General features: G+C 74.1%; 30 protein-coding genes. 5 read left to right on the plus strand and 25 right to left on the minus strand.

The features are described 5' to 3' along the window. Window positions 1-4: 4 nt before the first annotated feature. Both C7Y72_RS23110 and C7Y72_RS05555 read left to right on the plus strand, forming a co-directional pair. The gene (locus tag C7Y72_RS23110; RefSeq protein WP_158276668.1) at window positions 5-898 is read left to right on the plus strand and encodes a class I SAM-dependent methyltransferase; all 894 of its coding nucleotides are present in this window, start codon (window positions 5-7) and stop codon (window positions 896-898) included. A 72-nt stretch (window positions 899-970) separates the two neighbouring features. Then, window positions 971-1,174 carry a twin-arginine translocase TatA/TatE family subunit gene (locus tag C7Y72_RS05555; protein WP_107567585.1) on the plus strand — a complete coding sequence of 68 codons (204 nt, stop codon included), beginning with the start codon at window positions 971-973 and terminating at the stop codon, window positions 1,172-1,174. A gap of 17 nt (window positions 1,175-1,191) precedes the next feature. On the opposite strand, the gene fliN is transcribed toward C7Y72_RS05555, so the two are convergent. From fliN to C7Y72_RS05580, 5 genes are all read right to left on the minus strand, one after another. Next, window positions 1,192-1,569, minus strand: a complete 378-nt coding sequence (fliN, locus tag C7Y72_RS05560; RefSeq protein ID WP_107567586.1) for a flagellar motor switch protein FliN — start codon at window positions 1,567-1,569, stop codon at window positions 1,192-1,194. Window positions 1,570-1,571: 2 nt separating this feature from the next. Further along, window positions 1,572-2,150, minus strand: a complete 579-nt coding sequence (locus C7Y72_RS05565) for a flagellar basal body-associated FliL family protein (protein ID WP_107567587.1) — start codon at window positions 2,148-2,150, stop codon at window positions 1,572-1,574. Further along, window positions 2,147-3,034, minus strand: coding sequence for an OmpA/MotB family protein (locus tag C7Y72_RS05570; protein ID WP_107567588.1), 888 nt, complete (start codon window positions 3,032-3,034; stop codon window positions 2,147-2,149). The genes C7Y72_RS05565 and C7Y72_RS05570 overlap by 4 nt, the downstream gene beginning before the upstream one ends. A gap of 10 nt (window positions 3,035-3,044) precedes the next feature. Next, on the minus strand, window positions 3,045-3,866 hold the full coding sequence (locus C7Y72_RS05575; protein WP_107567589.1) for a flagellar motor protein: 822 nt from the start codon (window positions 3,864-3,866) through the stop codon (window positions 3,045-3,047). Between the two features lie 102 nt (window positions 3,867-3,968). After that, a complete protein-coding gene (locus C7Y72_RS05580; RefSeq protein WP_107567590.1) occupies window positions 3,969-5,882 on the minus strand; it encodes an ATP-binding protein in 1,914 nt (637 codons plus the stop codon). A gap of 17 nt (window positions 5,883-5,899) precedes the next feature. On the opposite strand from C7Y72_RS05580, the gene C7Y72_RS05585 reads away from it, so the two are divergent. Next, on the plus strand, window positions 5,900-7,516 hold the full coding sequence (locus C7Y72_RS05585; RefSeq protein WP_146175270.1) for a hypothetical protein: 1,617 nt from the start codon (window positions 5,900-5,902) through the stop codon (window positions 7,514-7,516). Window positions 7,517-7,621: 105 nt separating this feature from the next. Here the strand turns inward: C7Y72_RS05585 and C7Y72_RS05590 are convergent, their stop codons facing one another. The 9 genes from C7Y72_RS05590 to C7Y72_RS05630 are packed head-to-tail and all read right to left on the minus strand — an operon-like array spanning window position 7,622 to window position 15,515. After that, window positions 7,622-7,984: a response regulator gene (locus C7Y72_RS05590; RefSeq protein WP_107567592.1), complete on the minus strand. Its 363-nt coding sequence runs from the start codon at window positions 7,982-7,984 to the stop codon at window positions 7,622-7,624. Window positions 7,985-7,989: 5 nt separating this feature from the next. Beyond that, window positions 7,990-8,871 carry a FliM/FliN family flagellar motor switch protein gene (locus C7Y72_RS05595; protein ID WP_107567593.1) on the minus strand — a complete coding sequence of 294 codons (882 nt, stop codon included), beginning with the start codon at window positions 8,869-8,871 and terminating at the stop codon, window positions 7,990-7,992. Further along, window positions 8,868-9,851, minus strand: coding sequence for a flagellar motor switch protein FliM (locus C7Y72_RS05600; RefSeq protein WP_107567594.1), 984 nt, complete (start codon window positions 9,849-9,851; stop codon window positions 8,868-8,870). Before C7Y72_RS05600 ends, C7Y72_RS05595 begins: the two co-directional genes overlap by 4 nt. Further along, window positions 9,848-10,366, minus strand: a complete 519-nt coding sequence (locus C7Y72_RS05605; protein ID WP_146175271.1) for a chemotaxis protein CheD — start codon at window positions 10,364-10,366, stop codon at window positions 9,848-9,850. Before C7Y72_RS05605 ends, C7Y72_RS05600 begins: the two co-directional genes overlap by 4 nt. Before the next feature lie 13 nt (window positions 10,367-10,379). Then, the gene (locus tag C7Y72_RS05610; RefSeq protein ID WP_107567596.1) at window positions 10,380-10,964 is read right to left on the minus strand and encodes a chemotaxis protein CheC; all 585 of its coding nucleotides are present in this window, start codon (window positions 10,962-10,964) and stop codon (window positions 10,380-10,382) included. Continuing rightward, window positions 10,961-13,051, minus strand: a complete 2,091-nt coding sequence (locus C7Y72_RS05615) for a chemotaxis protein CheA (RefSeq protein ID WP_158276669.1) — start codon at window positions 13,049-13,051, stop codon at window positions 10,961-10,963. Before C7Y72_RS05615 ends, C7Y72_RS05610 begins: the two co-directional genes overlap by 4 nt. Window positions 13,052-13,059: 8 nt before the next feature. Then, window positions 13,060-13,872 (minus strand): CheR family methyltransferase, encoded by an 813-nt coding sequence (locus C7Y72_RS05620; RefSeq protein WP_107567598.1) that lies wholly within the window; start codon window positions 13,870-13,872, stop codon window positions 13,060-13,062. After that, window positions 13,869-14,963, minus strand: a complete 1,095-nt coding sequence (gene cheB, locus C7Y72_RS05625; protein WP_107567599.1) for a chemotaxis-specific protein-glutamate methyltransferase CheB — start codon at window positions 14,961-14,963, stop codon at window positions 13,869-13,871. The genes C7Y72_RS05620 and cheB overlap by 4 nt, the downstream gene beginning before the upstream one ends. A 9-nt stretch (window positions 14,964-14,972) precedes the next feature. Further along, window positions 14,973-15,515, minus strand: a complete 543-nt coding sequence (locus tag C7Y72_RS05630; RefSeq protein ID WP_107567600.1) for a chemotaxis protein CheW — start codon at window positions 15,513-15,515, stop codon at window positions 14,973-14,975. Between the two features lie 155 nt (window positions 15,516-15,670). On the opposite strand from C7Y72_RS05630, the gene C7Y72_RS05635 reads away from it, so the two are divergent. After that, window positions 15,671-16,075: a helix-turn-helix transcriptional regulator gene (locus tag C7Y72_RS05635; RefSeq protein ID WP_230316176.1), complete on the plus strand. Its 405-nt coding sequence runs from the start codon at window positions 15,671-15,673 to the stop codon at window positions 16,073-16,075. Between the two features lie 44 nt (window positions 16,076-16,119). Here the strand turns inward: C7Y72_RS05635 and C7Y72_RS05640 are convergent, their stop codons facing one another. Genes C7Y72_RS05640 through fliJ form a run of 7 tightly spaced genes read right to left on the minus strand, consistent with a single transcriptional unit; the run spans window position 16,120 to window position 20,461 of the window. Continuing rightward, a complete protein-coding gene (locus tag C7Y72_RS05640; RefSeq protein WP_107567601.1) occupies window positions 16,120-16,350 on the minus strand; it encodes a flagellar FlbD family protein in 231 nt (76 codons plus the stop codon). Window positions 16,351-16,355: 5 nt separating this feature from the next. After that, window positions 16,356-17,174: a flagellar hook-basal body complex protein gene (locus C7Y72_RS05645; RefSeq protein ID WP_107567602.1), complete on the minus strand. Its 819-nt coding sequence runs from the start codon at window positions 17,172-17,174 to the stop codon at window positions 16,356-16,358. 30 nt (window positions 17,175-17,204) lie between these two features. Then, complete coding sequence (locus tag C7Y72_RS05650; RefSeq protein WP_107567603.1) at window positions 17,205-17,591, minus strand: TIGR02530 family flagellar biosynthesis protein; 387 nt, start codon at window positions 17,589-17,591, stop codon at window positions 17,205-17,207. 2 nt (window positions 17,592-17,593) lie between these two features. Then, a complete protein-coding gene (locus tag C7Y72_RS05655) occupies window positions 17,594-18,001 on the minus strand; it encodes a flagellar hook capping FlgD N-terminal domain-containing protein (RefSeq protein ID WP_107567604.1) in 408 nt (135 codons plus the stop codon). A gap of 18 nt (window positions 18,002-18,019) precedes the next feature. After that, window positions 18,020-19,336, minus strand: a complete 1,317-nt coding sequence (locus C7Y72_RS05660) for a flagellar hook-length control protein FliK (RefSeq protein ID WP_107567605.1) — start codon at window positions 19,334-19,336, stop codon at window positions 18,020-18,022. Window positions 19,337-19,342: 6 nt separating this feature from the next. Beyond that, window positions 19,343-20,005, minus strand: a complete 663-nt coding sequence (locus C7Y72_RS05665; RefSeq protein ID WP_107567606.1) for a lytic transglycosylase domain-containing protein — start codon at window positions 20,003-20,005, stop codon at window positions 19,343-19,345. A 3-nt stretch (window positions 20,006-20,008) separates the two neighbouring features. Further along, window positions 20,009-20,461 carry a flagellar export protein FliJ gene (gene fliJ / locus C7Y72_RS05670; RefSeq protein ID WP_158276670.1) on the minus strand — a complete coding sequence of 151 codons (453 nt, stop codon included), beginning with the start codon at window positions 20,459-20,461 and terminating at the stop codon, window positions 20,009-20,011. Between the two features lie 281 nt (window positions 20,462-20,742). Here fliJ and C7Y72_RS05675 point away from each other — a divergent pair, with 281 nt between their 5' ends. Further along, the gene (locus tag C7Y72_RS05675; RefSeq protein ID WP_107567608.1) at window positions 20,743-21,576 is read left to right on the plus strand and encodes a CHAP domain-containing protein; all 834 of its coding nucleotides are present in this window, start codon (window positions 20,743-20,745) and stop codon (window positions 21,574-21,576) included. Between the two features lie 27 nt (window positions 21,577-21,603). On the opposite strand, the gene C7Y72_RS05680 is transcribed toward C7Y72_RS05675, so the two are convergent. The 4 genes from C7Y72_RS05680 to fliF are packed head-to-tail and all read right to left on the minus strand — an operon-like array spanning window position 21,604 to window position 26,335. Then, window positions 21,604-23,061, minus strand: coding sequence for a FliI/YscN family ATPase (locus C7Y72_RS05680; protein WP_107567609.1), 1,458 nt, complete (start codon window positions 23,059-23,061; stop codon window positions 21,604-21,606). Then, complete coding sequence (locus C7Y72_RS05685; protein WP_107567610.1) at window positions 23,058-23,684, minus strand: FliH/SctL family protein; 627 nt, start codon at window positions 23,682-23,684, stop codon at window positions 23,058-23,060. Before C7Y72_RS05685 ends, C7Y72_RS05680 begins: the two co-directional genes overlap by 4 nt. Beyond that, window positions 23,684-24,760, minus strand: a complete 1,077-nt coding sequence (gene fliG, locus C7Y72_RS05690; RefSeq protein ID WP_107567611.1) for a flagellar motor switch protein FliG — start codon at window positions 24,758-24,760, stop codon at window positions 23,684-23,686. Before fliG ends, C7Y72_RS05685 begins: the two co-directional genes overlap by 1 nt. Continuing rightward, window positions 24,761-26,335 carry a flagellar basal-body MS-ring/collar protein FliF gene (fliF, locus tag C7Y72_RS05695; protein WP_107567612.1) on the minus strand — a complete coding sequence of 525 codons (1,575 nt, stop codon included), beginning with the start codon at window positions 26,333-26,335 and terminating at the stop codon, window positions 24,761-24,763. Between the last annotated feature and the right edge of the window lies 1 nt (window position 26,336).

The raw sequence follows: 26,336 nt of genomic DNA on the forward strand, positions 1-26,336 counted from the left end.
CGCCATGGGTCTCACTTCCGTGCTGCGCGACGCCCTCGACAAGCGCGTCGAGTGGACGATCAGCCTCGTCGACGACCGGCTCGGCCGCCGCCGCGAGACGCTGCACGACCGCCTCGACGACCTCGAGCGGTTCGGCCGCGGCGCCCTGCAGGCGCAGGGCTGGATGGACGGCGACGGGCGCCTCGGCGAGCCGGTCGCGCAGCTGCGCGACACCAACGCCGCGTACCTGAACTGGGCGGCCGGACCGGAGGGGTACGCGGCGCAGGCCGGCCTGTGGTTCAACCCACCGGTCCCGGTCAACCTCGTGCCCGGCGGCGTCGAGGTGCTGATGGTCAACGAGCGCGTGATCGAGCAGCCGTGGGTGTTCGCCCAGGTCGGCGCCGACCGGCCGCTGCGGATCCTCGACGTCGGCGGCAGCGAGAGCACGGTCGCGGTGTCGCTCGCGACGCTCGGGCACGCGGTCACGGTCGTCGACCCGCGCGGCTACCCGGTCGCGCACCCGAACCTCACGGTCGCCGCGTGCCGGCTGGAGGACTACGACGGGCCCACGGCGTTCGACGTCGCCGTCTGCCTCAGCGCGGTCGAGCACTTCGGCCTGGACCACTACGGCCAGGAGGCGTCCGCCGCGCGCGCCGACCACGCGGCCCTGCGGACGCTGCGCGGCCTCGTGCGCGCCGACGGCGGCCGGCTGCTGCTCACCGTCCCCTACGGTCCCGCGTTCGCGGTCGCCGGGTTCGAGCGGATCTACGACCGGCCGGCGCTCGACGAGCTGCTCGACGGCTGGACGGTCGCGGAGCGCCGCGTCGCGCAGTGGCGCGACCGGCTCGCGTGGGAGCTGCTGGCCCCCGACGCCGAGCCGACCGGGCGCGCCGTGGCGCTGGTGGCCGCGACGGCCTGAGCGCCGGGCGCTCCCAGCGGGATCCCAGGGACGTCCCAGCCGCCGCGCAGCGACGGGCCCGACGATCGACGCATGCCCAACGTCGGCCCCATGGAGATCATCATCGTCGTCGCGATCGCCCTGATCGTGCTCGGCCCGCGCAAGCTGCCGGAGGCCGGTCGCGGCCTCGGACGCGGCCTGCGCGAGTTCAAGGAGGCGATCGGCGGGCTCGGCGACGACCCCGCCCCCGTCGCGTCGGTCGCGGACGAGCGCGCCCGCGAGACGACCGCCGCCTGAGCCGGGCGCGCGCCCGCCTACGCCGCCTCGAGCGCGGGCGGCCCGCCGGACCCGGGGTCGGCGGCGGCGAGCTCGGTCGACGCGGCGGGCTCCGCCCCGATCACCTCGGTGATCCGCAGGCCGAACTCCTCGTCGATCACGACGACCTCGCCGCGGGCGATCGGCCGGCCGTTGCAGAGCAGGTCGACCGGCTTGTCGGCGAGCCGGTCGACGGTCACCACCGAGCCGGGACCGAGCGCGAGCGCCTCCCCGAGCGACATGCGGGTGCGGCCGACCTCGACGGTCAGCTCGACCTTCACGTCGGTCAGCCGCTCGAGGTCCAGGCGCCCGTCGGACCCGACCACGGGCGCGCCCGGGGCCGGCTGCAGGTCGTCGAACTGGAGATCGTCGGTCATGGCTACTGGACCGCGATGTCGGTGATGAGCACGTCGTGGACCTTCACGTCGGTCTCCTTGTGGAACCGCTCGAGCAGGTGCTTGCGCAGCTTCTTGCGGCCCTTCGCGCTCATGAGCTCGCGGGACGCGGTCTGCGTCAGCTCGTCCGTCACGATCGCGCGGATCAGCGCCTCCTGCTTCAGGACGCCGTAGCCGTCCGGCGGCTTCGGGGGCGGGGCGCCGCCACCGGCGAAGACCGTCCGTGGCGCGACAGGAGCCGGCGCGGTCCTCCGCGAGGCGGGCGGGATGTCCGACCACCCGGCCCGCGGCACGGACGCGAGCGCGACCCGCGTCGTCCCCCCGGCCGGCGGCGTGACCGCGGCCACCGGGGCCGAGTGGAAGCCGTGGTCGAAGACGAGCGCCACCGAGAGCTTCGCGAACTTGCCGTCCTCGAGGTTCACGAGGAACTCCTTCGGCAGGACGTACACCTCACCCTCGACCTTCGGGGGCGGGCCCGCGTCCGCCGGCTTGGCGAGCACGAACTTGTAGGCGCCGCCGAGCGCGACGAGGAGGATCGGGATGATGATCTTGATGTTCTTCATGGCTGGATCTCGGGGCTGATCGAGGGGAACGCGGCGTCGACGGCGGCGGTCACCGCCGGGTCGCCGGAGGTCGTCGCGCCGACGTCCGTGGGCGGCGCGACCTGACGCGGGAGCAGGATCTCCACGCGACGGTTGAGCGCCCGTCCGGACGCGGTGCGGTTGCTGGCGATGCCGTCCAGGTCGGCGCGACCCTGCGCGGTGAGCCGCTTCGCCGGGATCCCGGCGGCCGTCAGGGCGCGCACGACGCCGGTGGCGCGCGCGGAGCTGAGCTCCCAGTTGGTCGGGAACTGCGCGGTGGCGATGGGCACGTCGTCGGTGTGGCCCTCGACGACGACCGGGTGCTGGCTCTCCATCCCGAGGATCTCGCCGACGTCCCGCAGCAGCCCGGCGCCGCGCTCCTGCACGACGGCGCTGCCCGAGGCGAACAGCAGGTCGTCGGTGAGCAGTCGGACCTCGAGTCCGCGGCGGGTGACACGGGTGCGCACGCGACTCGACAGGCCGCGGTCGCGGACCGCGCCGGCGATCGCCTTGCGCAGCGCCTCGAGGTTCTCGCCCTCCGCCTTGGCGGCGGCGGCCTGCTGCTTGGCGGTCCCGTCCTGCGCGACGAGCGCCGAGGTGTCCGGCGCCTTCACGACGGAGCTGACGCTGGGGTCGCTGCCGCCGCTCTCCTGGATGCCCTTGCCGCCCGGCAGCACCTTGCCGCTGAACGCGTTGGACAGGGAGCGCTGCAGGTCCTCGAACTTGCTGATGTTCACCGAGCTGATCGAGAACAGCACCATGAACAGCGCGACGAGCAGGGTCATCATGTCCGCGTAGGACACGAGCCAGGACTCGTCGAAGTGCTCCTCGTGCTCCTCGTGGCCCTTGTGGCGCCGGGCGGCCATGGCGTGCGGGTCAGGCGGCCTGCGCCGCGCCGCCCTCGACGGCCGTCAGGTTGGGCTTGCCGCCGCCCTCGCCGACCTCCGCGCGCTCCGCGGGGGCGAGGAAGCTCAGGAGCTTCTGCTGCACGATGCGCGGGTTGTCGCCGGCCTGGATCGCGATGATCCCCTCGAGGATCAGCTGACGGGACTCCACCTCCTCGGTGGAGAGGACCTTCAGGCGGGTGCCGACGGGCAGGAAGATGAGGTTCGCGCTCGCGATCCCGTAGAGCGTCGCGATGAACGCGGTGGCGATCGACGGGCCGAGCGTCTCGGGCGCGGAGAGGTTCCCCAGGACGGACACCAGTCCGACGACGGTGCCCATGACGCCGATGGTCGGCGCGAACTGCCCGGCCTTCATGAAGGTCTCCGCGTTGGCCTTGTGCCGCGCGTGCATCGCGCGGGTGTCGGCCTCCATGATCTCGATGAGGAGGTCCGGGTCGGTGCCGTCGACGACGAGCTGCATGCCGGTCTTCGTGAACTCGTCCTCGATGCCCTCGATCTCCTCCTCGAGCGCGAGCAGGCCGTCCTTGCGCGCCCGCTCGGCGAAGCCGGTGAGCTGCGTGACCGAGCCGGCGAGGTTCAGCTCCGGCGGCGAGAACGCGCGCTTGTACATCGCGGGGATGAGCTTGAAGCGCGCCATGCCGACCGCGGCGAGCGTGCAGCCCGCGACCGTCGGGATGATGATCACGAACGCCGCCGGGTTGATCAGCGACATGGGCTGGGTGCCCTTCATGATGCCGCCCACCACGAGGCTGACGATCGCGATGAGCACTCCGATGGCGGTTGCGGCCTTCATCGTCCCTGATCGTCGGACGCCCGCCGCCGATCTTCAGGCGCGTCCAGCCGGCGGTGGACGGCTCGCGGGGTCCGGGGTCAGCGTCCTGCGCCGACGGCTGGGCTATCCAACGTACTCGCGGACGGTGTCGTAGTACGGACCGAAGTCCGACGCCAGCACGAGTCGGCCGAGCTTGCGGTACTCGAGTGCGATCGCGCGCAGGAGATCGTCCATCGTCATCGTCCGATCCGCGTCGGCGGCGAACACGAGTGCGGAGATGGTCGCGTTGCGGATCGCGCCGCCCGCGATCTGGAAGCGCGCCGTGAGGAACGGGAGGTCCAGCCCGTTGATGTCCACCCCCGCCGCCGCAAGCATGCTCGACCACAGGCGGCCCCGGGTGGCCTCGTCCGGCTCGGGGAAGTCGACGAACACGTCGACGCGGCGCAGGAACGCCGGATCGATGTTCTGCGCAAAGTTCGTGGCAAGCACGACGACGCCGTCGAACGCCTCGATCCGCTGCAGCAGATACGCGGTCGACAGGTTTCCGTAGCGCCCTTGGGCGTCGGACGCCTCGCCACGGCGACCGAAGACGACATCTGCCTCGTCGAAGAACAGCACCGCGTCGATGTCGTCGGCGGCACTGAAGACGCGGTCGAGGTTCTTCTCCATCTCACCGAGCCAGCGGGAGTAGAGGCCCGACAGGTCGACACGGAAGACGTCGAGACCGACGGACGCGGCGAGCACCCGGGCCGCGAGCGTCTTGCCCGTCCCGGACTCTCCGGCGAACAGTGCCGTGAGGCCCCGCCCGGCGAACATCCGCTCGTACCCGGGCGTGCGGCGGACGGCGTCGCGATTGCGCAGGTAGGCGCCGACCGCCTCGAGTCCCGAACGCGAGCGAGGCATCAGCACGATGTCATCCCACGTCGGGCCCAGCGGCAGACGATCAGCCAGTTCCGTGATGCCGTGGTCGGTCACCGCACGCGCGGCCGCCTGCACCGTCTTGAGGTGCAGCGGCACGCCCGGCGGACACATCGACTCCGCGATCGAGCAGATCTCGTCGATCTCCGCCGGCCCGAATCGGTGGGACGCCATCGCCGCCGCGATCTCGGGCTCACCGCACGCCGCCTCCCACATGCGTCGTCGCTCCGCCGGCATCGGGCCGGGGAGCTCGATCGTCCGCACGGTGACGTCCGCGACCGCCAGCGCATCCGCCCCGGTCAGCAGCAGGAGCACGACCGGGACAGGAGCGCCGCGAACGACGCGGAGCAGGTCACCACGGCGATCGGCAGGGACGGCGGCGAGCTCGCGGAGCGCGATCGGCCGGGCCGCGAGCGCGGCCCACAGCATGAGGTCCCGGGCGAACGGGGTGTCGAGGAGGAGCGTCGCGTCCGCGCACAGCGCACCGCGCTCGCTCGCTGCGGCGACCGCGTACGCGCCGTCCCGGCCGCGCACGGCGCACGGTGTGCTCGGCGCCGGCAGTGCCAGCGCGGCGGCGAGCGCCCCCAGGGCGACGTCCCGTCCGACCGGGAGCCGGGGCACCTCGAGGACGTCGACGCCGGCAGTGGCAGCGGCCGGATGGACATCGGCGCCGAGCACCGCGTTGAGCGCCCGCGCGGACGCGACGAGCACGGTGCCTTCCGGCGTGGCGCCGGGCACCGCCTCCAGGGCCCCGCGGTGGCGCAGCCGCGCATCCGCGCCCAGGGCCGCCAACGCCGTCTCGGGTGCATGCCCATCGTGTTCGGCGAACCGCGCGAGCAGCAGCGGCGACGGGCCAGGACCCGCTCGTCCACCGAGCGTCCCGAGCAGCTGTGCGGCCCCTGGGGTGAGCGCGGGAAGGCTCGCGAGCCCGAGCAGCACGCGTTCGAGCTCGCCGAGGCCCAGCGCTTCCACGAGCGCCGCGAACCGCCGCTCCTGCTCGTCGGTGATCGTCCACTGAAGCGACCCGGTGCCGCCCGGATCCTCGGCCTCGGCGGCGCGCTGCAGCAGCGCCCACGCGTGGGCGAGCGCCGCGTGCGTTCTCGTCGACCGGCCGGGCATGCGGGGATCATCGCGCGTTGCCACCGCGATCGGCCCATCACCCGATTGACTGCGCAAACGGGCAGACCTCCGGCCGGTACCGTCGGTCGATGATGGAGACCACGGGACCTCAGCCGAGGCCGAGGGTCCGGCTCAGCCCGGAGTACCTGCGCAAGCGCGGCCTGCGGCCACAGCGCCTCCCGCCGAAGCCTCCTCCCGTCGAGGTCGAGGGTGACGAGCACGATGTCGAGGAGATCGGCCGTGACGCGCCCGTCCCGACTCCGGTCAAGCCGTTCGATCTCTTCGAGCACCTTCCCGACGGGACCCAGCGCGATCCGGGCCTGATCGGATTCCGTACCTCGGCGGCACCGGAGCTTCCCCGCGTCGACGGGTTCGACCGGATGGTCACGATCAAGGGGACCTCGAAATCGTCAACGAAGGCCGCACGCAAGGCGCTGGAGAGCTTCCACGCCGCCGGGAGCGACCTCGCCAAGCGTGAGGGCCACATCGCGAAGTTCATCGATGCGACCCGGACGCTTGCGGCCAAGGACGAACAGGCGGCGAAGAAGAAGCCGGGCGGACCGAACGCCTCGCGAGCCGTGGTGCTGCGCGACCTCTGCGGTCGCGCCGCGGGCGTCTACAAGCTCATCAAGCGCGCGCGCTATTCCATCGAGATGCCCGAAGGACGCGAGCGCGTCCGAGCGATCCAGGACATCGTGGACGAGTCGCTGCTGCTCGACGATGGCGGCTACGGATCGACGCCGCTGACCTTCATCCGTGAGCCGCTGACGAGGCTCGTGTTCAAGTGGGGCCTGGAGAACGCGAGCTCGGCCGACGGGCAGTCCGTGGTTGCGGACGACACCGCGCGTCTCAACAAGATGGCAAACAGCGGAGTTCTCCCGGACATCCTCGAGCGAACGATCCGCGACGGGCTCGCGAACGCCTCACGAACGACGTACATCGCGAGTGGTGCCGGCGCGACGCGCGACCCGATGGCTGACGAGTTCACCGTCAAGGGCGGCCTGATGGCGAGCGGAGGGCTCGGGCAGCTTGAGCGCACCGCGAGCCGTCTCCACGAACTCGTCCACGTGCTCGTCTCCCGCGCGTACGACAACACCGCGATGCTGTTCGCGATCGACCGCGACGCCTCGGCAGAGGAGGTCGAGCGTCGCTGCCGCGAGCGCGTCGCGATGAGCCGGGAGCTCGAGAACCGCATCACCTCCGAGCCCACCCTGCGCCCCACCCAGCGGAAGCAGCTGCTCGACAAGACGAAGTACGGCGCTGTCGACCAGAAGCTCGACCACTACATCGGGACCTTCGTCGAGAACAACGTCTCCGAAGCCGAGCTCGCGCGCGCGTGGCACGTGCGCTGCCTCGTCGCGGGTCATGCGGACCACACGGTGCTGGTGGCGGCGGATCGCGGGCCGAACGCGCTCGTCGAGTGGGATTCCACCTGCGCGCAGATGCTCCTGTGGTGCGTCGCGTGGAGCCTCCCGGAGACGAGCCCGGTCCTCCAGCAGCTCATCCTCATGGCGACGAAGGCCCACGACGACCGCGCGGCCGCGACCGCCACGGCCGCCTCCTCGAAGCCCTACCCCGTCACGGAGTTCGCCTTGCCCGACAAGCTCAAGCCCAAGACCACGCCGCCAAACTGATCTGGCGCGTTCCTGGGCAAGCCCAGGCTCCCCGACCAAAACGGGCCCGGGCGCTGGTCGACGATGGACGGCGCGCGGGTAGGCCCGCGCGCCGCGACGAGGTCGCTACGCCGCGAGCGCCTTCTCGACCGCGGCGCGGACGCGGTCGGGCTGGAACGGCTTGACGACGAAGTCCTTGGCGCCGAGCTTGATCGACTCGAGCACCTTGGACTCCTGGCCGAGGGCCGAGCACATGATGACCTTCGCGCCGGGCTCCAGGGCGATGATCTCCTGCAGGGCGGCGATGCCGTCCTTCTCGGGCATCGTGATGTCCAGGGTCATCACGTCCGGGCGCAGCTCCTGGAAGCGCTGGACCGCCTCGGCGCCGTTGCCGGCCTCCCCGACGATCTCGTGACCGCCGCCGCTCAGGGCGTCGGTGACCATCTTGCGCATGAACGCGGCATCGTCGACGACGAGCACTCGGGCCATGGTTCTCATACCTCCACTGGGTGGTTCGTGTTGAAGGGCGGTCCCGCGCCGTCCGCCGCGTCCGCGGCGGTGACGAGGGACTCGATGCGGACGGCGTAGCCGCCCTCCGCGGTGACGAGCAGGCGGCCGGTGGCGATCCGCATGCCGTCGGCGTACAGGTCGATCGGCGCGTCGGACTCCCGGTCGAGCTCGACGAGCGAGCCGGCGGGCATCCCGACGAGCTGGCCGAGCGGCATCCGGGCGCGGCCGAGCTCGGCCCACACGCGGACGGCGACGCCGCGCAGCGAGTCGCTGAGCGGCACCTCCCCGTCGTACTCGGCGGTGATCTCGTCGAACGCGCGGGTCATCCGGACGATGAACGCGTTGGGGACGAGCTGGATCAGCGTGCAGGGCGCGCCGCCGACGGTGAAGGTGACGATCGTCGCCTGGCCGGAGTGCTCCCAGTGCTCGGTCGCCTCCTCGATCGTGCGGACCAGGCGGACGTCCGGCGGCGCGATCTCGACCTCCTCGTCGAGGACCGCGCTCGTCGCCATCGCGGCGGCGGACATCATCTGGTTCATCGCCTCGCCGATGGCGCTGAACTCGAGCTCGGTCGGCTCGTCGGCGGGCTCGAGGTCCTCCGGGGCCATGCCCATCATCACGGCGGCGAGCCGCCGCGCGCCGGCCACGGACATGACGAGCACGTTGCCGCCGCTGACCCCGTCGACGAACGACACGTCGGCGAGCACGGCGGGCACCTGGATGTCGGCGAGCGGGTGCGTGCCGGGCGGCACGACCTTGACGACGCCGGGGGCGACCTGGCCGGGGGCGAAGATCTCCAGGACGTCCTGGACCGCGTCGGCGGTCGAGCCGCCGAGCCGCAGGAGGGCGTTGTCGGCGGCGCTCATGTCTCCTCCTCGGCGGGACAGGTGAGCTGGACGGCGCGGCGGCCGGAGTGGCGGCCCGCGCGCCCGTGGTGCACGGGGGTGCGGTCGGCCCACAGCGTGACGTCGTCGCCGGCGCGGCCGTTCAGCGCGACGACGTCGCCGGGCGTGAGCGCGAGGATCTGCTCGAGCGTCATGACGGTGTCGGCGACCTCGGCGCGGATGCTGACGTCGACGCGCTCCAGGCCGGCGCGCAGCGCGCGGACGGAGCCCGGGTCGCGGCGGCCCTCGTCCTCGTCGCGGCGGCTGAACGCGGCGCCGACGGGGGCGATCGCGGCGAACGGGACGAGCAGCGCGACGGTCGCGGTGACGCGGTGCAGGCGCGCCTCCATCGTGAGCACGAGCGTCGGCTCGCTGCCGGACGCGACCTGCACCGTCTCGGTCTGGGTGTCGATCCGCTCGGTCTCCAGGGTGACCTCCGCGAGGTCGAACCAGCCGGCGGACATGAGCTCGACGAGCGTGCTGATGAAGCGGCGCACGAGGATCAGGTCGAGGTCGCTGAGCTCGCGCTCGGGGACCGCGTCCTGCGCGTTGCCGCCGAGCAGCCCCTCCAGGGCGGTGCACAGCAGCGCGCGCTCGGCGCTGATCAGCATCTTCGCCTCGTGCGGGGCGGTGCGGATCGTCGCGTGGACGGAGTGGTCGGGCAGCAGCGCGAACGCGTTGGCCCACGTGAGCTGCTGCACGTCGATGACCTCGAACTCGACGGGCAGCCGGTGCTCGGCGACGAGCCGCGTCGTGCTGTTCTGGCAGAACGTGTCGAGCAGCCGGCGCAGGCGCCGCTCCTGGTCGGTGGAGAACTTCGTCGGCCGCGTGAAGTCGACGGTGCGCAGCCAGCGCGCGCGGCGACCGCCCGTCTGGTGACGGTCGGTCTCCATCGGGAGGTTGCCCTCCGACGCGCGCTCGAAGAGCTTCTCGATCTCGTCGGGCGACAGGAAGTCGGTCATGCCGCCACCCGGAGCCCGACGGGGGTGGAGAACAGCTCGACCTCGGTGCCGCCCGCCTCCTTGTAGACGACGCGGCCGTCCGCGACCCGCACGCGCATCGTGCGCCCGCGGGTGCCGCCGGTCGCCTCGGCCCGCGGGTGCAGGCGCAGCTTCGCCAGCTCGGCGTGCACGGCCTCGGCGTTGCGCGCCCCGACCTGCTGGCCGCCGTCGGTGCCGAAGCTGAACATCGACGCGCCGCCGACGAGCACCGCGTCGATGCGGTGGCGGGCGGCGCCGAGCTCAAGGACGGCCTCCAGGAGCGCGGGGACCGCGTGGTCGGCGTGCTTGCCGTTGGGGGTGCCGGAGGCCGGGGCGGCGGGCAGCATGATGTGCGCGAGCCCGGCGACGGTGGCGCGGCGGTCGATCAGCGCGAGGCCGATGCAGGAGCCCAGGCCGACGCAGGCCAGCACGTCGCCGGCGTCCGCGGACACGACCTGCTCTCCCATCCGGGCGAGGTGCTCCGTGCCGGTGGCCACGAGCGTCACGGGTCTACAGCCCGAGCCGCGCGAGGAGGTCCTCGACGCCGCCGCTCTCGGGCAGCAGGAGGAAGGACATCGAGCACTCCTCGCCCTCGACGGTCAGGTCGCTGTCGAGCACGAGGGCGACCTCGAGGTCCTCGCCGCGGCCCATGAGGACGGACGCGAGGATCGCGCCGAGCATGTCGTGGACGACCTGCGGCGGCGCGGGCTCGAGCGCCATGCCGGTCATCTGGGCGAGCACGTTGATGTAGGAGGTGCCGAGGATGTTCCCGACCTCCTGCAGCATCGAGCGGCCGTCGTCGCTGTGCGGGTCCAGGCCGTAGACGCTGCAGAGCGTCTGCGCGTCCTCGTCGGGCACGAGCAGCACGACGGCGGCCTGCATGTCGCCGATGATCGGGACGAGGATGCCGTGGCGCTCCTCGTCGGGCTGGCCGGCGACGGCGACCGCGTCGGCGAGCGGCAGCGCCGCGGCCGTGGGCACGGAGATGTCGGTGGGCTTGCCCAGCAGCGACGACAGCGACGCGGCGGCCTGGCCGGAGCCGATGTTCGCCAGCTCCCGCAGGGCGTCGAGCTGGAGGTCGGAGTACGTGGTCATGACGGCAGGGGCTCCTGGGTGCGCGTGGTGGTCGAGGTGGGGGCGGCGTCCGCGAGGGCGTCGCAGTCGGCCAGCAGGACGATCTGCCCGCTGGAGAGGACGGCCGCGCCGGACACCGCGGCGGCGTCGGCGACCCCGGGCGGCAGCGGGCGGGTGACGAGCTCGGTCTGGCCGATCAGGTGGCCGACCGACAGCGCGACGAGACGGTCCCCGGCGCGGATCAGGACGATGTGCTGGTCCTCGGGGGCGTCGGCGGCCTGGTCGCCCTTGTGGCCGAAGACCTCGCGGCCGCGCAGGAGCGGGATCGCCTCCTCCTCGAGGACGAGCATCCGCCGCCCGGTGACCGAGCGCACGATGCCGTCCTGGACGCGCATCGTCCGCTCGACGCGACCGAGCGGGATGCCGTAGGGCAGGCCGTCGCAGTCGACGAGCAGGGCGCTCATGATCGCGAGCGTCAGGGGCAGCCGGATCTCGGCGCTGGTGCCCTGGCCGGGCACGGCGGTGAGGACGACCTCGCCTCCGAGCGCGCGGATCTTCGTGCGGACCGCGTCCATGCCGACGCCGCGGCCGGACAGGTCGCCGACGGTCTCGGCGGTGCTGAACCCGGGCGCGAACAGCAGCTCGATCGCGCCGGCGACGTCGAGCGTCGCCGCCTGCTCGGCGGTGATCAGGCCGCGCTGCACGGCGCGGGCGCCGACCTTCTGCGGGTCGATGCCGCGGCCGTCGTCGCTGACCGCGATGACGATGCTGCCGCCGGCGTGCCGTGCGGTGATCGACAGCGTGCCGGTCGCGGGCTTGCCTGCGGCGACGCGCTCGTCGGGGCCTTCGAGGCCGTGGTCGAGCGCGTTGCGGATCAGGTGGACCATCGGGTCGCCGAGCGCGTCGACGACGGTGCGGTCGAGCTCGGTCTCCTGCCCGACGATGTCGAGGTCGACCTGCTTGCCGAGCTTGCTGGAGACGTCGCGGACGAGCCGCGGGAAGCGCAGGAAGACCGCCTCCACGGGGATCATGCGGATCTGCATGACCATCGCCTGGAGGGCGTGCGAGGTGCGGGTGAGCTCCTGCATCGCCTGGGTCAGGCCGGGGATGTCGGCCTCGCCGGCGAGGCCCTCGACGAGCGTGCGCTGGACGACGAGCTCGCCCATCGCGTGCATCAGCTGGTCCAGGCGCTCGGCGTCGACGCGCACGGTGGTGGCGCCCTTCTTCGCCGGTGCGGCCGCGGCGGCGGCCTGCGCGCCGGCCGCGGCCGCCTCGCGCGGGGTGGGGGCGGCGACGGGGGCGACCGGGGTCGGGGTCGCCGCAGCGGCCGGCGTCGGGGCGGGCGCGCCGTCGGCGGTCGCGAGCTCCAGCGGGGCGGGCTCCTGCGCGTCGGCGGCGGACGGGACGGGCGCCTCGACGCGGACGTCGGTGACGTCCTCGACGGAGCGGCAGGCGGCGACGAGCGCGTCGTCCTCCGCGCCGCAGACGACGGTGGCCTCGATCGTGCGGCCGGCGAAGTCGTCGACCTCGTCCGGGGTCGGGGAGCTGCTGACGACCTCGCCGTGCTCGGCGATGGCCGCGAGCACCATGAACGCGCGGACCGCGGGCATCATCGCGTCGGGGCCGAGCGTGACGGTGACGTGCAGCAGCCGCTCCCCGTCCTGGAGCTCGGGGACGACGGCCGGGGCGGGACCGGAGCGCGGGCCGGGATCGGCGAGCGGATCCTCGACGTCCTCCTCGCGCACGAGCGCGGCGAGGCGGGAGATCAGCGCATCGGGGTCGATCTGCTCGCCACCGGACGCCTCGATCGCGTCGATCGCGGCCTCGAGCGCGTCGAGGCACTCGAGCAGCACGTCGACGACCGCGGCGGGCAGCGTCGCGTTGCGCTGGCGCAGCAGCTCGAAGACGTCCTCCATCTGGTGCGTGAGCCGGGCGACGCCCTCGAAGCCCATCGTCGCGCTCATGCCCTTCAGCGAGTGCGCGGCGCGGAAGATCTCGTCGAGGACCGCGCGGTCGTCGGGGCGCTCCTCGAGCGTCACGACCGCGGTGTTCAGCTCCTGCAGGTGCTCGCGGCACTCGGCCACGAACATCGGGAGGTACTCGGACATGTCCATGGTCAGCCGACCTTCCGGTAGGTGAACGGGTGCGTCGGCTCGAGGCCGAGGTCGGCGGCGCGCGCGACCCGCTCGGTCGCGCCGACGATGAGGTAGCCGCCCGGCCGGAGCGCCTCGACGAGCCGCTCGTGCAGCGCGTCGCGGACCTCCTCGGTGAAGTAGATGACCGTGTTGCGGCAGAGGATCAGGTCGTGGTGCTCGCGCCGCGGGCGGACCCGCAGCAGGTCGCCCTGCTCGAAGCGCACGAGCGCGCGCAGCGCGGGCCGCGCCGCCCAGGTGCCGTCGGCGGTCTGCTCGAAGTGGCGCAGCAGCGCGTCGCGCGGGGCGTCGCGCGCGTCGGCGTCGGAGAAGATCCCGCGCCGGGCCCGGGCGACGACCCGGTTGTCGATGTCGGTGCCGACGATCTCGGCGCGGACGCCGGGACCGGCGTCGAGCACGTGCGCGGCGAGCGTGTACGCCTCCGCCCCGTAGGAGCAGCCGGCGCTCCAGATCCGCAGCGGCCGTGCCGGGCCGGCGGCGCGCAGGTCGGGCAGCACGTCGCGGCCGATCCGCTCCCACTGCTCGGGGTTGCGCCACAGCTGGCTGACGTTGATCGTCATGCGGTCGAGGAACGCGTCGAGCTCCTCGTCGTCGGCGCGCAGCCGCCGCAGCTCGGCGAGCAGGTCGTCGTCGCCGTGGCGCGCGGTGATCCAGGTGCGGATCCGGCGCTCCATCTGCGGGCGCTTGTACTGGTCCAGGTCGATCCCGGTCAGGCGCCGCAGGCCGGCGGTGAACTCGGGGTACGGGTCGTGCGCGGTGCGTTCCACGATGCTCATCGCAGGGCCTCCTCGGCGATGACGTCGGCGAGCTGGTGCAGCGGGACGACGCGGTCGGCCAGGCCGGCCTCGACGACCGCGCGGGGCATGCCGTAGACGGTGCAGGTCGACTCGTCCTCGACGATGACGCGGCCGCCGGCGGCCTTCACCTTGGCGGCGCCCTCCTCCCCGTCGCGGCCCATGCCGGTGAGGACGACGAGCAGCAGCCGCGAGCCCCAGGCCGCGACGGCGTCGTCGATCGTGAGGTCGGCGCGGGGACGCAGCGCGCCCACCGGGGGCGCGTCGCTGAGCACGAGCCGCCGGTCGAGGCCGATCCGCAGGTGGCTGCCGCCCGGGCACATGAGCAGCCGGCCGGGCTCGAGCACGTCGCCGGTGCGGGCCTCGGCGACGGTCAGGGTCGCGGTGCGGTCCAGGCGCGCGGCGAGCGAGGCGGTGAAGCCGGGCGGCATGTGCTGCACGATCACCGAGCCGAGCCCGAGCTCCGCGGGGAGGGCGGGGATCAGCTCGGCCAGCGCGCGCGGGCCGCCGGTCGAGGAGGCGATGAGCACGACGCGCTCGGTGCCGGTGCGCGCGCGGGTCGCGGCCCGCGGGGCGGGCGGCGCGACCGGGGCGGTGGCGGGCGCGCCGTCACGGGCGGGGGCGGCGGGCGCGCCACCGGGACGGCGCGGGGTGCGGCCGCGGCGGCGCAGGCCGGCGGCGGCGTGCACCTTCTCGGCGAGCTCGCCGGCGAAGCCGTCGAGGCCGGCGCCGACGGCGGGCTTGGCGACGAGGTCGAAGGCGCCCTCGGCGAGCGCGTCGACCGCGCGGGCCCCGTGCGCGGGGCTGAAGGCGGAGACCACGACGACGGGCACGGAGCGGCCGTCGCGGCGCAGCTCGCGCAGCACGCCGATGCCGTCCATGCCGGGCATCGCGAGGTCGAGCGTCATCGCGTCGGGCTGATGGGTGCGCCAGAGCGCGAGCGCCTCGTCCCCGTCGCGGGCCTGGCCGACCACCTCGAAGCCGCTCTCGGTGAGCGACTGCGTGAGGATGCGGCGCATCAGGCCCGAGTCGTCGGCGACGAGGACGCGCTCCTTGGTGAGGGTGGCGGACACGGACGGCGCCTACGCGGCGACCGCGACGTCGGACGCGGCCTCGTCGGCGCCGACCGCGACGTCCTCGGGACGGACGGTGGCGGCGGCCGCGACCTCGGCCTGGGCGGAGCTGAAGTCGGCGCCGATGGCGACGATCGCCTCGGGGCTGAGCAGGACGACGAGCCGGTCGTCGATCTTGGCGATGCCGTCGATGACGGCGCCGGAGATGCCGCCGAGCGCGCTGCCGTCGTCGATCAGCTGCTCCTCGACGGTGAGGACCTCCTCGACGGAGTCGACGACGACGCCGGCCATCTCGCTGCCGGTCTCGACGATGACGATCTTGGAGCGCTCCTCCGGCTCGCCCGCGGTGATCCCCAGGCGGGTGGCGAGGTCGAAGACCGGAAGGATCTTGCCGCGCAGGCTGATGACGCCGCGGACGCTGTGGTCGGCCGACGCGACGGTGCGCGGCTCGGTGTACCGGATGATCTCGTGGACGTAGCTGATCGGCAGCGCGTACTCCTCCTCACCGAGGGTGAAGACGACGAGCTGACGGGCGTCGTTGCGGTCGGACATGGGGAAGGTGCTCCTGGTCGGTGCGCGTCGGGGAATGCCGCGGGTGCGGCTGGTTGACCGGTGATCGGCCCGGTCCCCGGTGCCTTGAGCGTGACTGGACGCGTGCACCGTCCCTCCGGATTGGCCCGTAACGTGTCGTGGTCCGTATGACGGGCATGGACAACGTCACGCATCGCCCGTCCACCATCCGTGGACGGCGCGAGCTCTACGAAGCGGTCATGGAGCGACTGGGCGAGCGGCTTGGCGAGCCGGATCTCCAGATCCATGACATCGCGGCGGACACGTTCGCCTCCCGCCGCCAGATCCAGCGGGTCATGGAGGAGCAGGACACGACCTTCCGCGCGGAGCTCGCGAAGATCCGCATGGACCGGGCGGCCGAGCTCCTCGCCTCCACCACCCTGCCGGTCCGCGAGGTCGCGGCCCGCGTCGGGTATCGCCAGCCCGCCCAGTTCGCGAAGGCGTTCCGGCTGCGTCACGGCTCGGCGCCCTCCGCGTACCGCGGTGAGCACGGGCACGGGCACCGCAACGGCTACGGACTGGTCCGCAGCACCGCGGCCTGAGGCGTCGGCGGCGGGCGTCGGTCCCGCCGCGGGCGCCCCGCCGCTCAGGCGAGGCTGATCGTCGGCCGTCCGGCCGCCGCGAGGCCCTCGGCGAGGATGGTGACGCGCCAGGCGCGGATCGCCGCGGTCACCTCCGCGGGGGTCTCCTCGACGAGGTAGCGGGTCCCGGTCGTCAGCGTGACCGAGGTGTCGGGCGCGGCCTCGACGTGCTGGACGAGATCCGGGTTCACGAGGAACGCCTCGCGGCTGCGCCCGAGTCGGTGGAGCTCGATCATGGCGATCAGCGCTTGAGGTTCACGAGGTCCTGCAGCATCTCGTCGGACGTCGAGATCACGCGCGAGTTCGCCTGGAAGCCGCGCTGGGCGACGATCATCTGGGTGAACTCGGCGGCGAGGTCGACGTTGCTCATCTCGAGCGTGCCGGAGGTCGTCACGCCGAACGTGCCGCCGGGGGTGCCGACGATCTCGGTGCCGGACGCGGGGTCGGCGATCCAGCGGTTGCCGGACACGCGGGTGAGCCCCTCCTCGTTGGGGAACTGCGCCAGTGAGATCGTGCCCGCGCTCGTGCGCGCGCCGCCGCCGGACGGGATGTAGGAGACCGAGCCGTCCTCGCCGACGATCGTGTCGGTCGCGCCGAGCGGGATCTGGATGTAGGCGTCGGTGGTGCCGGTGCGGCCCATGACGTAGTAGCCGTCGGCGGTGACGAGGTAGCCCTGGTCGTTGCGGCGGAAGTTGCCGGCGCGCGTGTACTGGGTCTCGGTCGGCATCGCGGGCGGGGCGCCGAGGCCGACGCGGAACCAGCCGTCGCCCTGGATCGCGACGTCGAGCGGGTTGCCGGTCGCCTGCAGGGAGCCGGAGCCCATCTGGTTGTCGATCGTGCCGAGCTGGACGCCGAGGCCGACCTGCCGGCCGTTGAGGCCACCCGTGGTCGGGCCGGCGGCGGTGCCGAACTGGTAGGTCTGCTGCAGCTGGTCCTTGAACGACGCGCGGCTGCTCTTGAACCCGACGGTGTTGACGTTCGCCAGGTTGTTGGCCGTCACGTCGAGCATGATCTGGTGGTTGCGCAGACCGCTGATGGCGCTGAACATGCCTCGGATCATCTGGTGCTCCCTCTGGTGGTGCCGGCCGCGCTAGGCGATGACGGCGCTGTCGATGTTGGTGAAGACGTGATCGCGCATCTGCTCGCGATCGATGGCGGTGATCACGGTCCGGTTGCGGACCGACACGACGAACGCGCTCTGGTCGACGAGCACGACGGTCTCGCGCGCGCCCTTGCCGGCGGCGCGGGTGACGCCGTCGTCGAGGCGCTGCAGCGTGGCCTGGTCGACCTCGATGCCGCGGCGACCGAGCCGCTGGAGCGCGTGGTTGGAGAACTGCACCCCGTGTGATCGGTGGGCGAGCAGCTCGCTGAAGGCCGGACCGGACGTCTGTTGCGTCCGGGCGGGCTGGGTGGGAGGCGGCCCGACCGGCCCCGAGACGCCCGGGGGCACCAGCGCGGGGTTCGGGAGGACGCTCATGGTCAGCGCACGTCCGTGACCTGGCCGACGGAGACGAGCGCCTCGCCGACCTTGAGGTAGGAGGTGCCGTCCTGCGCGACGACGCTGCCGACGACGCCCTCCTGGCGGGTCTTGGTGGCGTCGAGGTAGCCGACGGTCTTGCCGAGCATGCCGACCGCGCGCGCGTCGCGGGTCTCGGCGGCCAGCGACGTCGTGGCGTTGGCCATGTTCGTGATCTGCTCCAGGCTCGTCATCTGGCTGAGCTGGGCGACGAACTCCTTGGAGTCGGCGGCGTTGGTCGGGTCCTGGTTGCGCAGGTTCTCGACCATCATCTTCAGGAAGGCGTCCTTGCCGAGGCTGAGCGTCTGCTCGGCGGCGGTCTGGGTGGACGGCTGGGCGGGCGTGCTGGTCGTGACGCCGGTGACGGGCATGGGCGGGTCCTCCGCGGGTCAGGCCACGACGTCGACGAGCGCCCCCGCGGGCGCGGCGGCCGACGGGGCCGGGTCGGTGACGAGGTCGGGGTCGGTGTCGGCGAGCGCGTCGGCGATCGCTGCGGTGGTCGCCGCGCGGCCCGGGGCGTCCTCGCGGCCGCGGGCCTGGGCGTGCTGCTGCCAGGGGGAGCCGGCGTCGCCGTCGGCGGCGAGCCGGATGTCGAGGCTGGCGAGCTGCAGGCCGCGCTCCTCGAGCGAGCGGCGCAGCTCGGCGCCGGCCTGCGCGACGGCCTGGACGGCGTCCCCGTTCTGCGCGGTGATCTGGGCGACGAGCCCGTCGACGCTCTGGCGCAGCCGGACCTCGATGCCGCCGAGCTCCTGCGGGTGCAGCTGCAGGCGGGCGCGGGCGACGCCGCGGGCGGTGGCGACGTGGACGAGGTCGATCATGCGGTCGACGGTCTGGGCCAGGCCGCGCTGCGCCCAGGCCTGCGGCAGCTCGCCGGGCGCGGGGGCGGGCGCCGGCGCGGTCGGGGCCGGTGCGGCGGTGGCCGCGGACGTGGGCGCCGGTGCGGGTGCGGCCGGGGTCGGTGCTGCGGCGGCCGGGGCGGCGGGTGCGCCGTCGGCGCGCTCGCCCGCGGTCGTCGGGGCGGCGGTCGCGTCGCCGGCCGCGGTCGTCTGCCCGTCGGCGGCGGGCGCGCCGGCCGCGAGCGGCGGGCCGCCGGGCAGGCCCGGAGCGGGGGTGGGCGCGGGCGCCGCGGTGCCGGTGGGGGCCGCGTCGCCGGGAAGGTCGTCGGCGTCCGCCCCCGCGGCCACCGGTGCACCGGTGGCCGCGGTCGGGACGCCTTCCGTGCCCGCACCGCCGAGGCCGGGGAGGACCGTGGGCGCCGTCCCTCCGACAGCGCCCGGGTCCCCGGTCTCGGTGGTGGGCACGGACTCCGGCGCCGTCGCGCCGGGGACGGTGGGGAGGACCGGGACCGCGGGGGTCGCGCCCGCCGGGGGCGCGGGGACCGCGGTCGGGGCGGCCGTGGCCTCCGGGTCCTGCAGCTCGGGGGACGCGGGACCGCCGGCGGCGGGCGCGTCGGGGGCGGAGGCCGCGAGCGCGGCGGGCCGCTCGTCGCGGCGCGCGTCGTCGCGGCGCAGCCGGCCGTCGTGGTCGCGTCGCAGGTCGCGACGCTCGCGTGGCGTCTCGGTTCGGTGGCCTTCCGCAGGGGCGGTCCGGGCCGTGGTCTCGGTGAGGAGCGCGGGGAAGCCCGACGGGTCCGCCGGGCGGGCCTCGTTGCGGGCCCGTCCGCCGGGCGGAGCGCCGGGCGGCTCCGCGACTGGGGATGTCCGCATGTCGTCCTAGACGGTCGAGTAGGGCAGGGCGCCCGAGGTCGTGGGGGTGGTGACGGGCGTCGGCGTGAGCGCCGGCACCGGGGTGGTGGCGAGGCCGCCGGCGGGGCGCGCGGCACGCTCGGTCGCGGCGAAGCCGAGCACGCGCTCGACGTACTGCTGCGTCTCGGCGTAGGGCGGCACGCCGCCGTGGCGGGAGACGGCGCCGGGGCCGGCGTTGTACGCGGCCAGCGCCAGCCGCTCGTCGCCACCGAAGCGATCGAGCTGCTGGCGCAGGTAGCGCGCTCCACCGTCGAGGGCCTGGACCGGGTCGGTGGGGTCGGTGACCCCGAGCGACGCGGCGGTGCCGGGCATGAGCTGGGTGAGGCCGGAGGCACCGGCGGGGCTGCGGGCCGCGGGATCGAACCCGGACTCCTGGCGCACGAGGGCGCGCAGGAGGGCGGGGTCGATCCCGTGCTTGGCCGCGGCCGCGTCGATCTCGGCTCCGAACGGTTGACCGGACGCGCTCGGCGTCGTCGTCGCGGGGGTGGTCCCGGCGGCGGCGAGCTGCGTCGCGAAGGTGGGGGCGGCGGTCGTCTGCGCGGGCGCGGGGGCGTGCAGCGCGACGGGGGTGCGGGCGGCGGCGGTGAGCTGCTGGAGCTCGGCGACGCGGTCGAAGGCGGCGATCGGCACGGGTCAGGCGGCCTTCGCGCGGAGGTGACCCTGCAGGGCGATCTCGTCCAGGCGCACGCCCTCGGCGCGCGCGATCTCGAGGCGGTGCGCGGCGGCCTGGCGGTCGCGCAGCCGGTCGAGGACCTCGCGCTTGCGCGAGGCGGCGGTGACGACGGTGCGGCGCGCGTCGACCTCGGCGTCGGCCCGGTCGACCTCGAGCGCGGCGACCAGGCGCGTGCGCTCGAGCCGCTCCACGTACGCCTGGCGGGCGCGCAGGGCGGCGACGTCGACGGCCGCCTCGGCGGCGAGCGGTGCGGCGAAGCGGGCGGACTCGAGCTGCGCGGCGACGGCCTGCAGGCGCGCCTCGTGCCGCTCGCGGTGCGCGAGGCTGGCCGCCAGGGCCTCCTTCGCGCGGTCCTCGTCGTGGACGCGCACCCGGCGCACCCGCTCGAGACCGAAGTCGAACCGCTCCTTCATGACCGGGGTGGTCGGCGGGCCGCCGCGGGCGTGAAGGCCCCTGGACGCAGGTCGGGGTCGCCTCCCCACTTCTGGGGATGGGCTCGAGCTGCGGTCCGCCGAGCGGGCTCCCGGGGGCCGGGAGCGCGGCGCCCCGCCCGGCCGGATCGTGAGGGTCCTCATGCGATGTGAGAAGTCCGTGAGGGCACCGCCACCCGCGGCGGCCGACGCGATTCACTCTGGGCCATCGGCGACCCGCGTCGCCGGTCACCGGCTCAGACCACTGCTCTCGGAGGACCCCCATGCACCTGTCCAGGACCCAGGGGCGGCGCCGTGCGCTGCTCGCCACCACCACCGTCGCCGCCGCGCTGACGCTCGTCGGGGCCGCCGGCGCGAAGACCGCCGACGGCCCGACGGCGCGGGCGGCCGCCGCGCCCGGGACCGTGAAGGTCAACGCCGGCTACACGCTGGCGGTGCGCGCCACCCCGTCCAGCAGCGGCCGGGTAGTCCGCAAGCTCGCGAACGACACGAAGGTCCGCATCGTCTGCCAGACCCAGGGCGACCGGGTGACCGGCCGCTTCGGCACCTCGACGCTGTGGGACAAGCTGTCCGGCGGCGGCTACGTCTCCGACACCTACGTCTACACCGGCAGCGACCAGCGCGTCGCCCCGGACTGCGGCGGCTCCACCACGCCGGTGAACACGCAGCCCTCCCCCGCTCCGAGCAGCGGCCTGCCCGCGAGCGTGAAGCTCCGCGACGACTACCCGTACCCGACGCGCAGCTGGAACGGCGTCGACCCGTGGAACTTCTACTTCCGCGAGTGCACGAGCTTCGTCGCGTACCGGATCAGCAAGGTCATCCGCGGCTTCGCCAACGGCTACAAGGGCGGCCGCTTCGGCAACGCGATGACCTGGGACGACAACGCCCGCAGGATCGGCATGAAGGTCGACCGCACGCCGAAGGTCGGCTCGATCATGGTCCGCAACTCCGGCCGCTACGGCCACGTCGCGATCGTCGCGAAGGTCGGCAGCGGCGGGAAGCGGATCTTCGTCGAGCAGTACAACGCCGGCGGCACGCACCGGTACTCCAAGGAGTGGCTGACCAGGACGTCGGTGATGACGTTCATCCACCCGTAGCGCCCGGCCGGGCCGGGTCCCGCCGCGTCAGACCGCGAGGTTGAGCGGCGGGATCGCGCTCGGCGAGGCCGCGTGCTGCGGGTCGGCCGGCAGGCCGACCGCGGGGTCGGCGGCCACCGACCCCTCGACGATCCCCGGCACGACGCCCGCTGCGCCCCCGACGACGGCGGCGAGCGCGGCGTCGGCCGCGAGCGCGTCCGGCCGCTCGTCGACCGTCTGCTTCAGGAACGCGTCGATCGCGGGCTTCAGGTCGATGGCGCGGTCGGCCACCGGGTCGGTCCCGCGCTCGTACGCGCCGATCGCGACGAGGTCGCGCTTGTCCTTCTCCGCGGCCATCAGCGCGCGCAGCTCCGTCGCCGCGGCGCGCGCCGCCGGGTCCATGATCTCCCCGACCAGGCGGGAGACGGACTGCAGGACGTCGACCGCCGGGTAGTGGCCCTGGTGGGCGAGCTCGCGCGTGAGGACGACGTGCCCGTCGAGGATCGAGCGGACCGCGTCGGCGATCGGCTCGTTCATGTCGTCGCCGTCGACGAGCACCGTGTAGAGCCCGGTGATCGAGCCGAGCGCGCTGGTGCCCGAGCGCTCCAGCAGCTTGGGCAGGAGCGCGAACACGCTGGGGGTGTAGCCGCGGGTCGCGGGCGGCTCCCCGATCGCCAGGCCGATCTCGCGCTGGGCCATCGCGAAGCGCGTCACCGAGTCCATCATCAGCAGCACGTCGGCGCCCATGTCGCGGAACGACTCGGCGATCGTCGTGGCGGTGAGCGCCGCCTTGATCCGCACGAGCGCGGGCTGGTCGCTCGTGGCGACGACGACCACGGAGCGCGCGAGACCCTCGGGCCCCAGGTCGCGGTCGAGGAACTCGCGGACCTCGCGGCCACGCTCGCCGACGAGGCAGATGACGTTCACGTCCGCCTCGGTGGCCCGGGCGATCATGCCCAGCAGCGAGGACTTGCCCACGCCGGAGCCGGCGAAGATGCCGAGCCGCTGCCCGCGGCCGCAGGGGACGAGCGCGTCGAGCGCCCGGACCCCGAGCGACACGCGGTCGGTGATCCGCGGCCGCTCCATCGGGGACGGCGGGGACGCCTCGACGCTCGCGAGCACGAGGTCGTCGCCGAGCGCCAGCGGCGGACCGCCGTCGATCGGACGGCCGAGACCGTCCAGCACGCGGCCGAGCAGCGACGCGCCGGTCGGCACGCGCACCGGTGCGCCCATCGCGGTGACGCGGTCCCCGGGACCGATCCCGACGAGCTCGCCCAGCGGCATCAGCAGCGTGCGCCCGGCGCGGAAGCCGACGACCTCGGCGGGCGTCGGGGGTCGGTCGCGGCCGGTCTCGATCTCGCAGACCTCGCCGACCTCCGCCTCGAGGCCGGTGGCCTCGACGATCAGGCCGATCAGGTCGGTGACGCGTCCGCGGCGCCGGTGCAGGTCGGCGCGCCGGACGGTGGCGGCGTGCGCCCCGAGGCGCTCGGCGAGCCCGGCGGTCACGGGATCGCGGGGTCCTCGGCGGTGCGCGCGGCGAGCACGCCGTCGCGGACCGCCTCGCGGGCACGGTCGAGCTTCGTGGCGAGCGTCGCGTCGATCTCCCCCGCGACGGTGCGCACGAGCGCGCCGCCGCGCACCACGCGGCGCTCGGTCTGCACCTCGCAGTGCTCGATGCCGCCGAGCTGGGCGACGAGGTCCGGGACCGCGTCGCGGACGAGGTCGAGGTCGTCGGGGTGCACGAGCACGGTGACGCGCTCGCGCTCCACGAGGCAGCGCAGCGCGCCGCGCACGACGTCGACCACGAGCGCGGGGTGCGCGTCGAGCGCGCCGGCGAGGACCTGCTCGGCGATCGCGAACGCCAGCTCGACCGCCGCGTCCTCGGCCTCGCGGGCCAGGCCGTCGCGGACGGCGGCCACCTCGGCGGCCGCCTGCTGCAGCAGCCCGACGGCGGGGGCGACCGCGGCGTGCGCGTCGGCGCGGCCGGCGGCGAGCCCCTCGGCGTGCGCGGCCGCGCGGATCGCGTCGGCCTGGGCCTGCGCCTCGGCGACGAGGTCGCGGGTGCGGTGCAGCGCGGTCCCGGCGACGGGCTCCAGCGCCGGGAAGTCGAAGGCGGCGATCTCGGCCATCAGATGACCTCGTCCTCGGCGTCCTCGCCGCCGCGGCCGAGCGTGATCGCCCCCGCCTCCTCGAGGCGGCGGATGGCGGCGACGACGCGGCCCTGCGCCTCCTCGACGACGGCGCGCCGCTGCGGCTGCGAGGTCTCGAGGTCCTCCTTGAGCATCTCCGCGCCGCGCGTGGACATGTTCGCGAAGATCCGCTCGGCGACCTCGGCCCCGACGCCGCGCAGCGCGGTCCCGAGGTCCTTCTGGTCGACCTCGCGCAGCACCAGCTGGATGTCGCGGTCGGACAGGACGACGATGTCGTCGAAGGTGAACAGCCGCTGGCGGATCTCGTCGGCGAGGTCCTGGTCGTGCTCGGCGACGGCCTGCAGGACGTTGCGCTCGGTCGACCGGCCGGCCCGGTTGAGGATCTCCGCGAGCGAGTCGACGCCACCGGCCGACGAGAACTCCTGGGTGAGGACGTTGGCGAGCTTCAGCCGCAGGCCGCGCTCGATGTCCTCGACGACGCCGGGGTTCGTGTCGCTCATCGTGGCGATCCGCAGCGCCACGTCGGCCTGGGCGTCGGGCGGCAGCGCGGCGAGCACCTTCGCGCCGAGCGTCGTGTGCAGCGAGGCGACGACGAGCGCCTGGGTCTGGCGGGCCTCGTCGGCGAGGAACGTGGCGATCTGCTCGGGCGGCGTCTTGCGCAGGAAGTCGAACGGGCGCAGCTCCGCCGAGGCGGCGAGCGACCCGATGATCTCCTCGGCGCGCTCCTCCCCCAGCAGGTGGACGAGCACCTCGCGGGCGAACTCGGGGCCGCCGATCGCGTAGTAGTCCTTGGCGCTGAACTGCTCGGCGAGCTCGGCGATGACCGCGCGGGTCGTCTCCGCCTTGACGCGCCACATCGACGCCATCTCCGCCGACAGCGCCTCGACCTCGCGCTCGGTGAGGTGGCGCAGGATCTCGGCGGCGCGCTCGGAGCCGATCGAGATGAGGAAGATCGCCGCCTTCTGCCGGCCGTTGAGCCCGTTGAGGAGGATCCGGTCCTCCTGCGTGACGAGCTGGATCTCGGTGTTGACCGCGACCGCCGTGCTCGTGGACATCTACTTGTCCTCCGTGATCCAGGCGCGCAGCTGACCGGCGACCCGCTCGGGCTCGCGGGCGACGAGCTCCTCGAGCGCCATCGCGCGCGGGTCGTTCTTGAACACGCTGAGCGCCTCGTCGGGCGGCGACAGGTCGATCGGGTCCATCTCCTTGCGCGGCGCGGGCAGCGCGGCGTGCCCCTCGACGACCGGCAGCGCGCGCAGCCAGCTCGGCTCGTCGGCGAACGGGTCCGCCTCGCGGCGGCGCAGGTGCCGGGTGACGAAGAAGAGGAACAGCAGCGCGCCGAGGCCGATCGCGACCGCCTTGACGATCCCCTGCATGCCGACGGGGATCGGCAGCGGGCCGGCCGCGGGCGCCGGGGTCGCGGCGGGCGTGGCGGCGAACGCGACCTGGCTGACGGCGAGCGTGTCGCCGCGCGTGGCGCGGATGCCCGCCGCGGAGGTGAGGGCGGTGCGCAGCGCGGCGACGTCGGCGGCGGGGACCTTCTTGTCGACGACGACGGCGACGTCGAGGCGCTGCACCGTGCCGGGCGCGACCTTCGTGCGGGTGACGGTCTTGTCGACGCCGAGGTCGCGCTGCGCGGTCGTCTTGCGGTAGTTGGAGTTGCCGCCCGCGGCGCCGCCGCCGGCCGCGTAGGTCGGGATGTTCGCCGCGGTGCCCGCGGTCGCACCGGTGCCGCCGCCCTGGCTGGTCAGCGTCTCGGTCTCGGTGGTCTCCTTCAGCGGCGTGCCGCGGCGCGCGTACTGGAGCTTCTCCTGCGTGGACTCGCTGAGGTCGAGGTCGGCGGCGACCTGCACGGTCGCCTTGCCGGGCCCGAGGGTGCGGACGAGCAGCGCGTCGAGGGAGGACTCGAGCTGCGCGGCGTAGCGGGCCTCCGCGGCGGGCTTGCCGAGCGTGCCGCCGCCGTCACCGGCCATGCCGGTGCCGTCGCCCTGCGGCCAGACGAGCTGCCCGGCACCGTCGGTGATCGTGACCTTCTTGGGGTCGAGGTCCGGGACGGAGGACGCGACGAGGTTCGCGATCCCGCGGATGGCGGACGGCTCGAGCTCCTCGGCCTTGCCGGTGAGCAGGACCGCGGCGGTGGCGGGCTTCGCCTCGTCGGCGAACAGCTCGTCCTTGGGGAGCGTCAGGCGCACCTGGGCGCCGCCGACCCCGTCGATCGTGCCGAGCGTCTGGGCGATCTGGCCCTCGAGGGCGCGCTGGTAGGCGACCTGCTGCTGGAACGAGGAGGCGCCGAGCTTCTGCTTGTCGAGCAGCTCGAAGCCGGGCTGCTTCGGCGCGCCGGAGGTGACGACGCCGGCGGAGGCGAGCGCCATCCGCGCGTCGGTCTCCATGCCCTTCTCGACCGCGAGCTCGGTGCCGCCGCGACGGATCTCGTACTTCACCCCGGCGGCGTCGAGCGCGCCGGTGACCTTCGTGGTCTCGGCCGGGTCCATGCCCGCGGCGACCGTCGAGTAGCTCGGGGCCCCCGCGATCTTCAGCAGCAGGAACGCGACGACCACGAACGCCAGCGCGCTCGCGGCGATCGTGATCTTGCCCCGGGTGGACATGGTCGTGAGGAGCTGCGTGGGCATG

Source organism: Paraconexibacter algicola (assembly GCF_003044185.1).
Lineage (GTDB): Bacteria > Actinomycetota > Thermoleophilia > Solirubrobacterales > Solirubrobacteraceae > Paraconexibacter > Paraconexibacter algicola.

Excerpts from the sequence above, each read along its gene's own strand:
- C7Y72_RS23110 (WP_158276668.1), top strand. The coding sequence starts at position 5 with ATGGGTCTCACTTCCGTGCTGCGCGACGCCCTCGACAAGCGCGTCGAG.
- C7Y72_RS05555 (WP_107567585.1), top strand. The coding sequence starts at position 971 with ATGCCCAACGTCGGCCCCATGGAGATCATCATCGTCGTCGCGATCGCC.
- fliN (WP_107567586.1), bottom strand. The coding sequence starts at position 1,569 with ATGACCGACGATCTCCAGTTCGACGACCTGCAGCCGGCCCCGGGCGCG.
- C7Y72_RS05565 (WP_107567587.1), bottom strand. The coding sequence starts at position 2,150 with ATGAAGAACATCAAGATCATCATCCCGATCCTCCTCGTCGCGCTCGGC.
- C7Y72_RS05570 (WP_107567588.1), bottom strand. The coding sequence starts at position 3,034 with ATGGCCGCCCGGCGCCACAAGGGCCACGAGGAGCACGAGGAGCACTTC.
- C7Y72_RS05575 (WP_107567589.1), bottom strand. The coding sequence starts at position 3,866 with ATGAAGGCCGCAACCGCCATCGGAGTGCTCATCGCGATCGTCAGCCTC.
- C7Y72_RS05580 (WP_107567590.1), bottom strand. The coding sequence starts at position 5,882 with ATGCCCGGCCGGTCGACGAGAACGCACGCGGCGCTCGCCCACGCGTGG.
- C7Y72_RS05590 (WP_107567592.1), bottom strand. The coding sequence starts at position 7,984 with ATGGCCCGAGTGCTCGTCGTCGACGATGCCGCGTTCATGCGCAAGATG.
- C7Y72_RS05595 (WP_107567593.1), bottom strand. The coding sequence starts at position 8,871 with ATGAGCGCCGCCGACAACGCCCTCCTGCGGCTCGGCGGCTCGACCGCC.
- C7Y72_RS05600 (WP_107567594.1), bottom strand. The coding sequence starts at position 9,851 with ATGACCGACTTCCTGTCGCCCGACGAGATCGAGAAGCTCTTCGAGCGC.
- C7Y72_RS05610 (WP_107567596.1), bottom strand. The coding sequence starts at position 10,964 with ATGACCACGTACTCCGACCTCCAGCTCGACGCCCTGCGGGAGCTGGCG.
- C7Y72_RS05615 (WP_158276669.1), bottom strand. The coding sequence starts at position 13,051 with ATGTCCGAGTACCTCCCGATGTTCGTGGCCGAGTGCCGCGAGCACCTG.
- C7Y72_RS05620 (WP_107567598.1), bottom strand. The coding sequence starts at position 13,872 with ATGAGCATCGTGGAACGCACCGCGCACGACCCGTACCCCGAGTTCACC.
- C7Y72_RS05630 (WP_107567600.1), bottom strand. The coding sequence starts at position 15,515 with ATGTCCGACCGCAACGACGCCCGTCAGCTCGTCGTCTTCACCCTCGGT.
- C7Y72_RS05635 (WP_230316176.1), top strand. The coding sequence starts at position 15,671 with ATGGACAACGTCACGCATCGCCCGTCCACCATCCGTGGACGGCGCGAG.
- C7Y72_RS05640 (WP_107567601.1), bottom strand. The coding sequence starts at position 16,350 with ATGATCGAGCTCCACCGACTCGGGCGCAGCCGCGAGGCGTTCCTCGTG.
- C7Y72_RS05645 (WP_107567602.1), bottom strand. The coding sequence starts at position 17,174 with ATGATCCGAGGCATGTTCAGCGCCATCAGCGGTCTGCGCAACCACCAG.
- C7Y72_RS05650 (WP_107567603.1), bottom strand. The coding sequence starts at position 17,591 with ATGAGCGTCCTCCCGAACCCCGCGCTGGTGCCCCCGGGCGTCTCGGGG.
- C7Y72_RS05655 (WP_107567604.1), bottom strand. The coding sequence starts at position 18,001 with ATGCCCGTCACCGGCGTCACGACCAGCACGCCCGCCCAGCCGTCCACC.
- C7Y72_RS05660 (WP_107567605.1), bottom strand. The coding sequence starts at position 19,336 with ATGCGGACATCCCCAGTCGCGGAGCCGCCCGGCGCTCCGCCCGGCGGA.
- fliJ (WP_158276670.1), bottom strand. The coding sequence starts at position 20,461 with ATGAAGGAGCGGTTCGACTTCGGTCTCGAGCGGGTGCGCCGGGTGCGC.
- C7Y72_RS05675 (WP_107567608.1), top strand. The coding sequence starts at position 20,743 with ATGCACCTGTCCAGGACCCAGGGGCGGCGCCGTGCGCTGCTCGCCACC.
- C7Y72_RS05685 (WP_107567610.1), bottom strand. The coding sequence starts at position 23,684 with ATGGCCGAGATCGCCGCCTTCGACTTCCCGGCGCTGGAGCCCGTCGCC.
- fliG (WP_107567611.1), bottom strand. The coding sequence starts at position 24,760 with ATGTCCACGAGCACGGCGGTCGCGGTCAACACCGAGATCCAGCTCGTC.
- fliF (WP_107567612.1), bottom strand. The coding sequence starts at position 26,335 with ATGCCCACGCAGCTCCTCACGACCATGTCCACCCGGGGCAAGATCACG.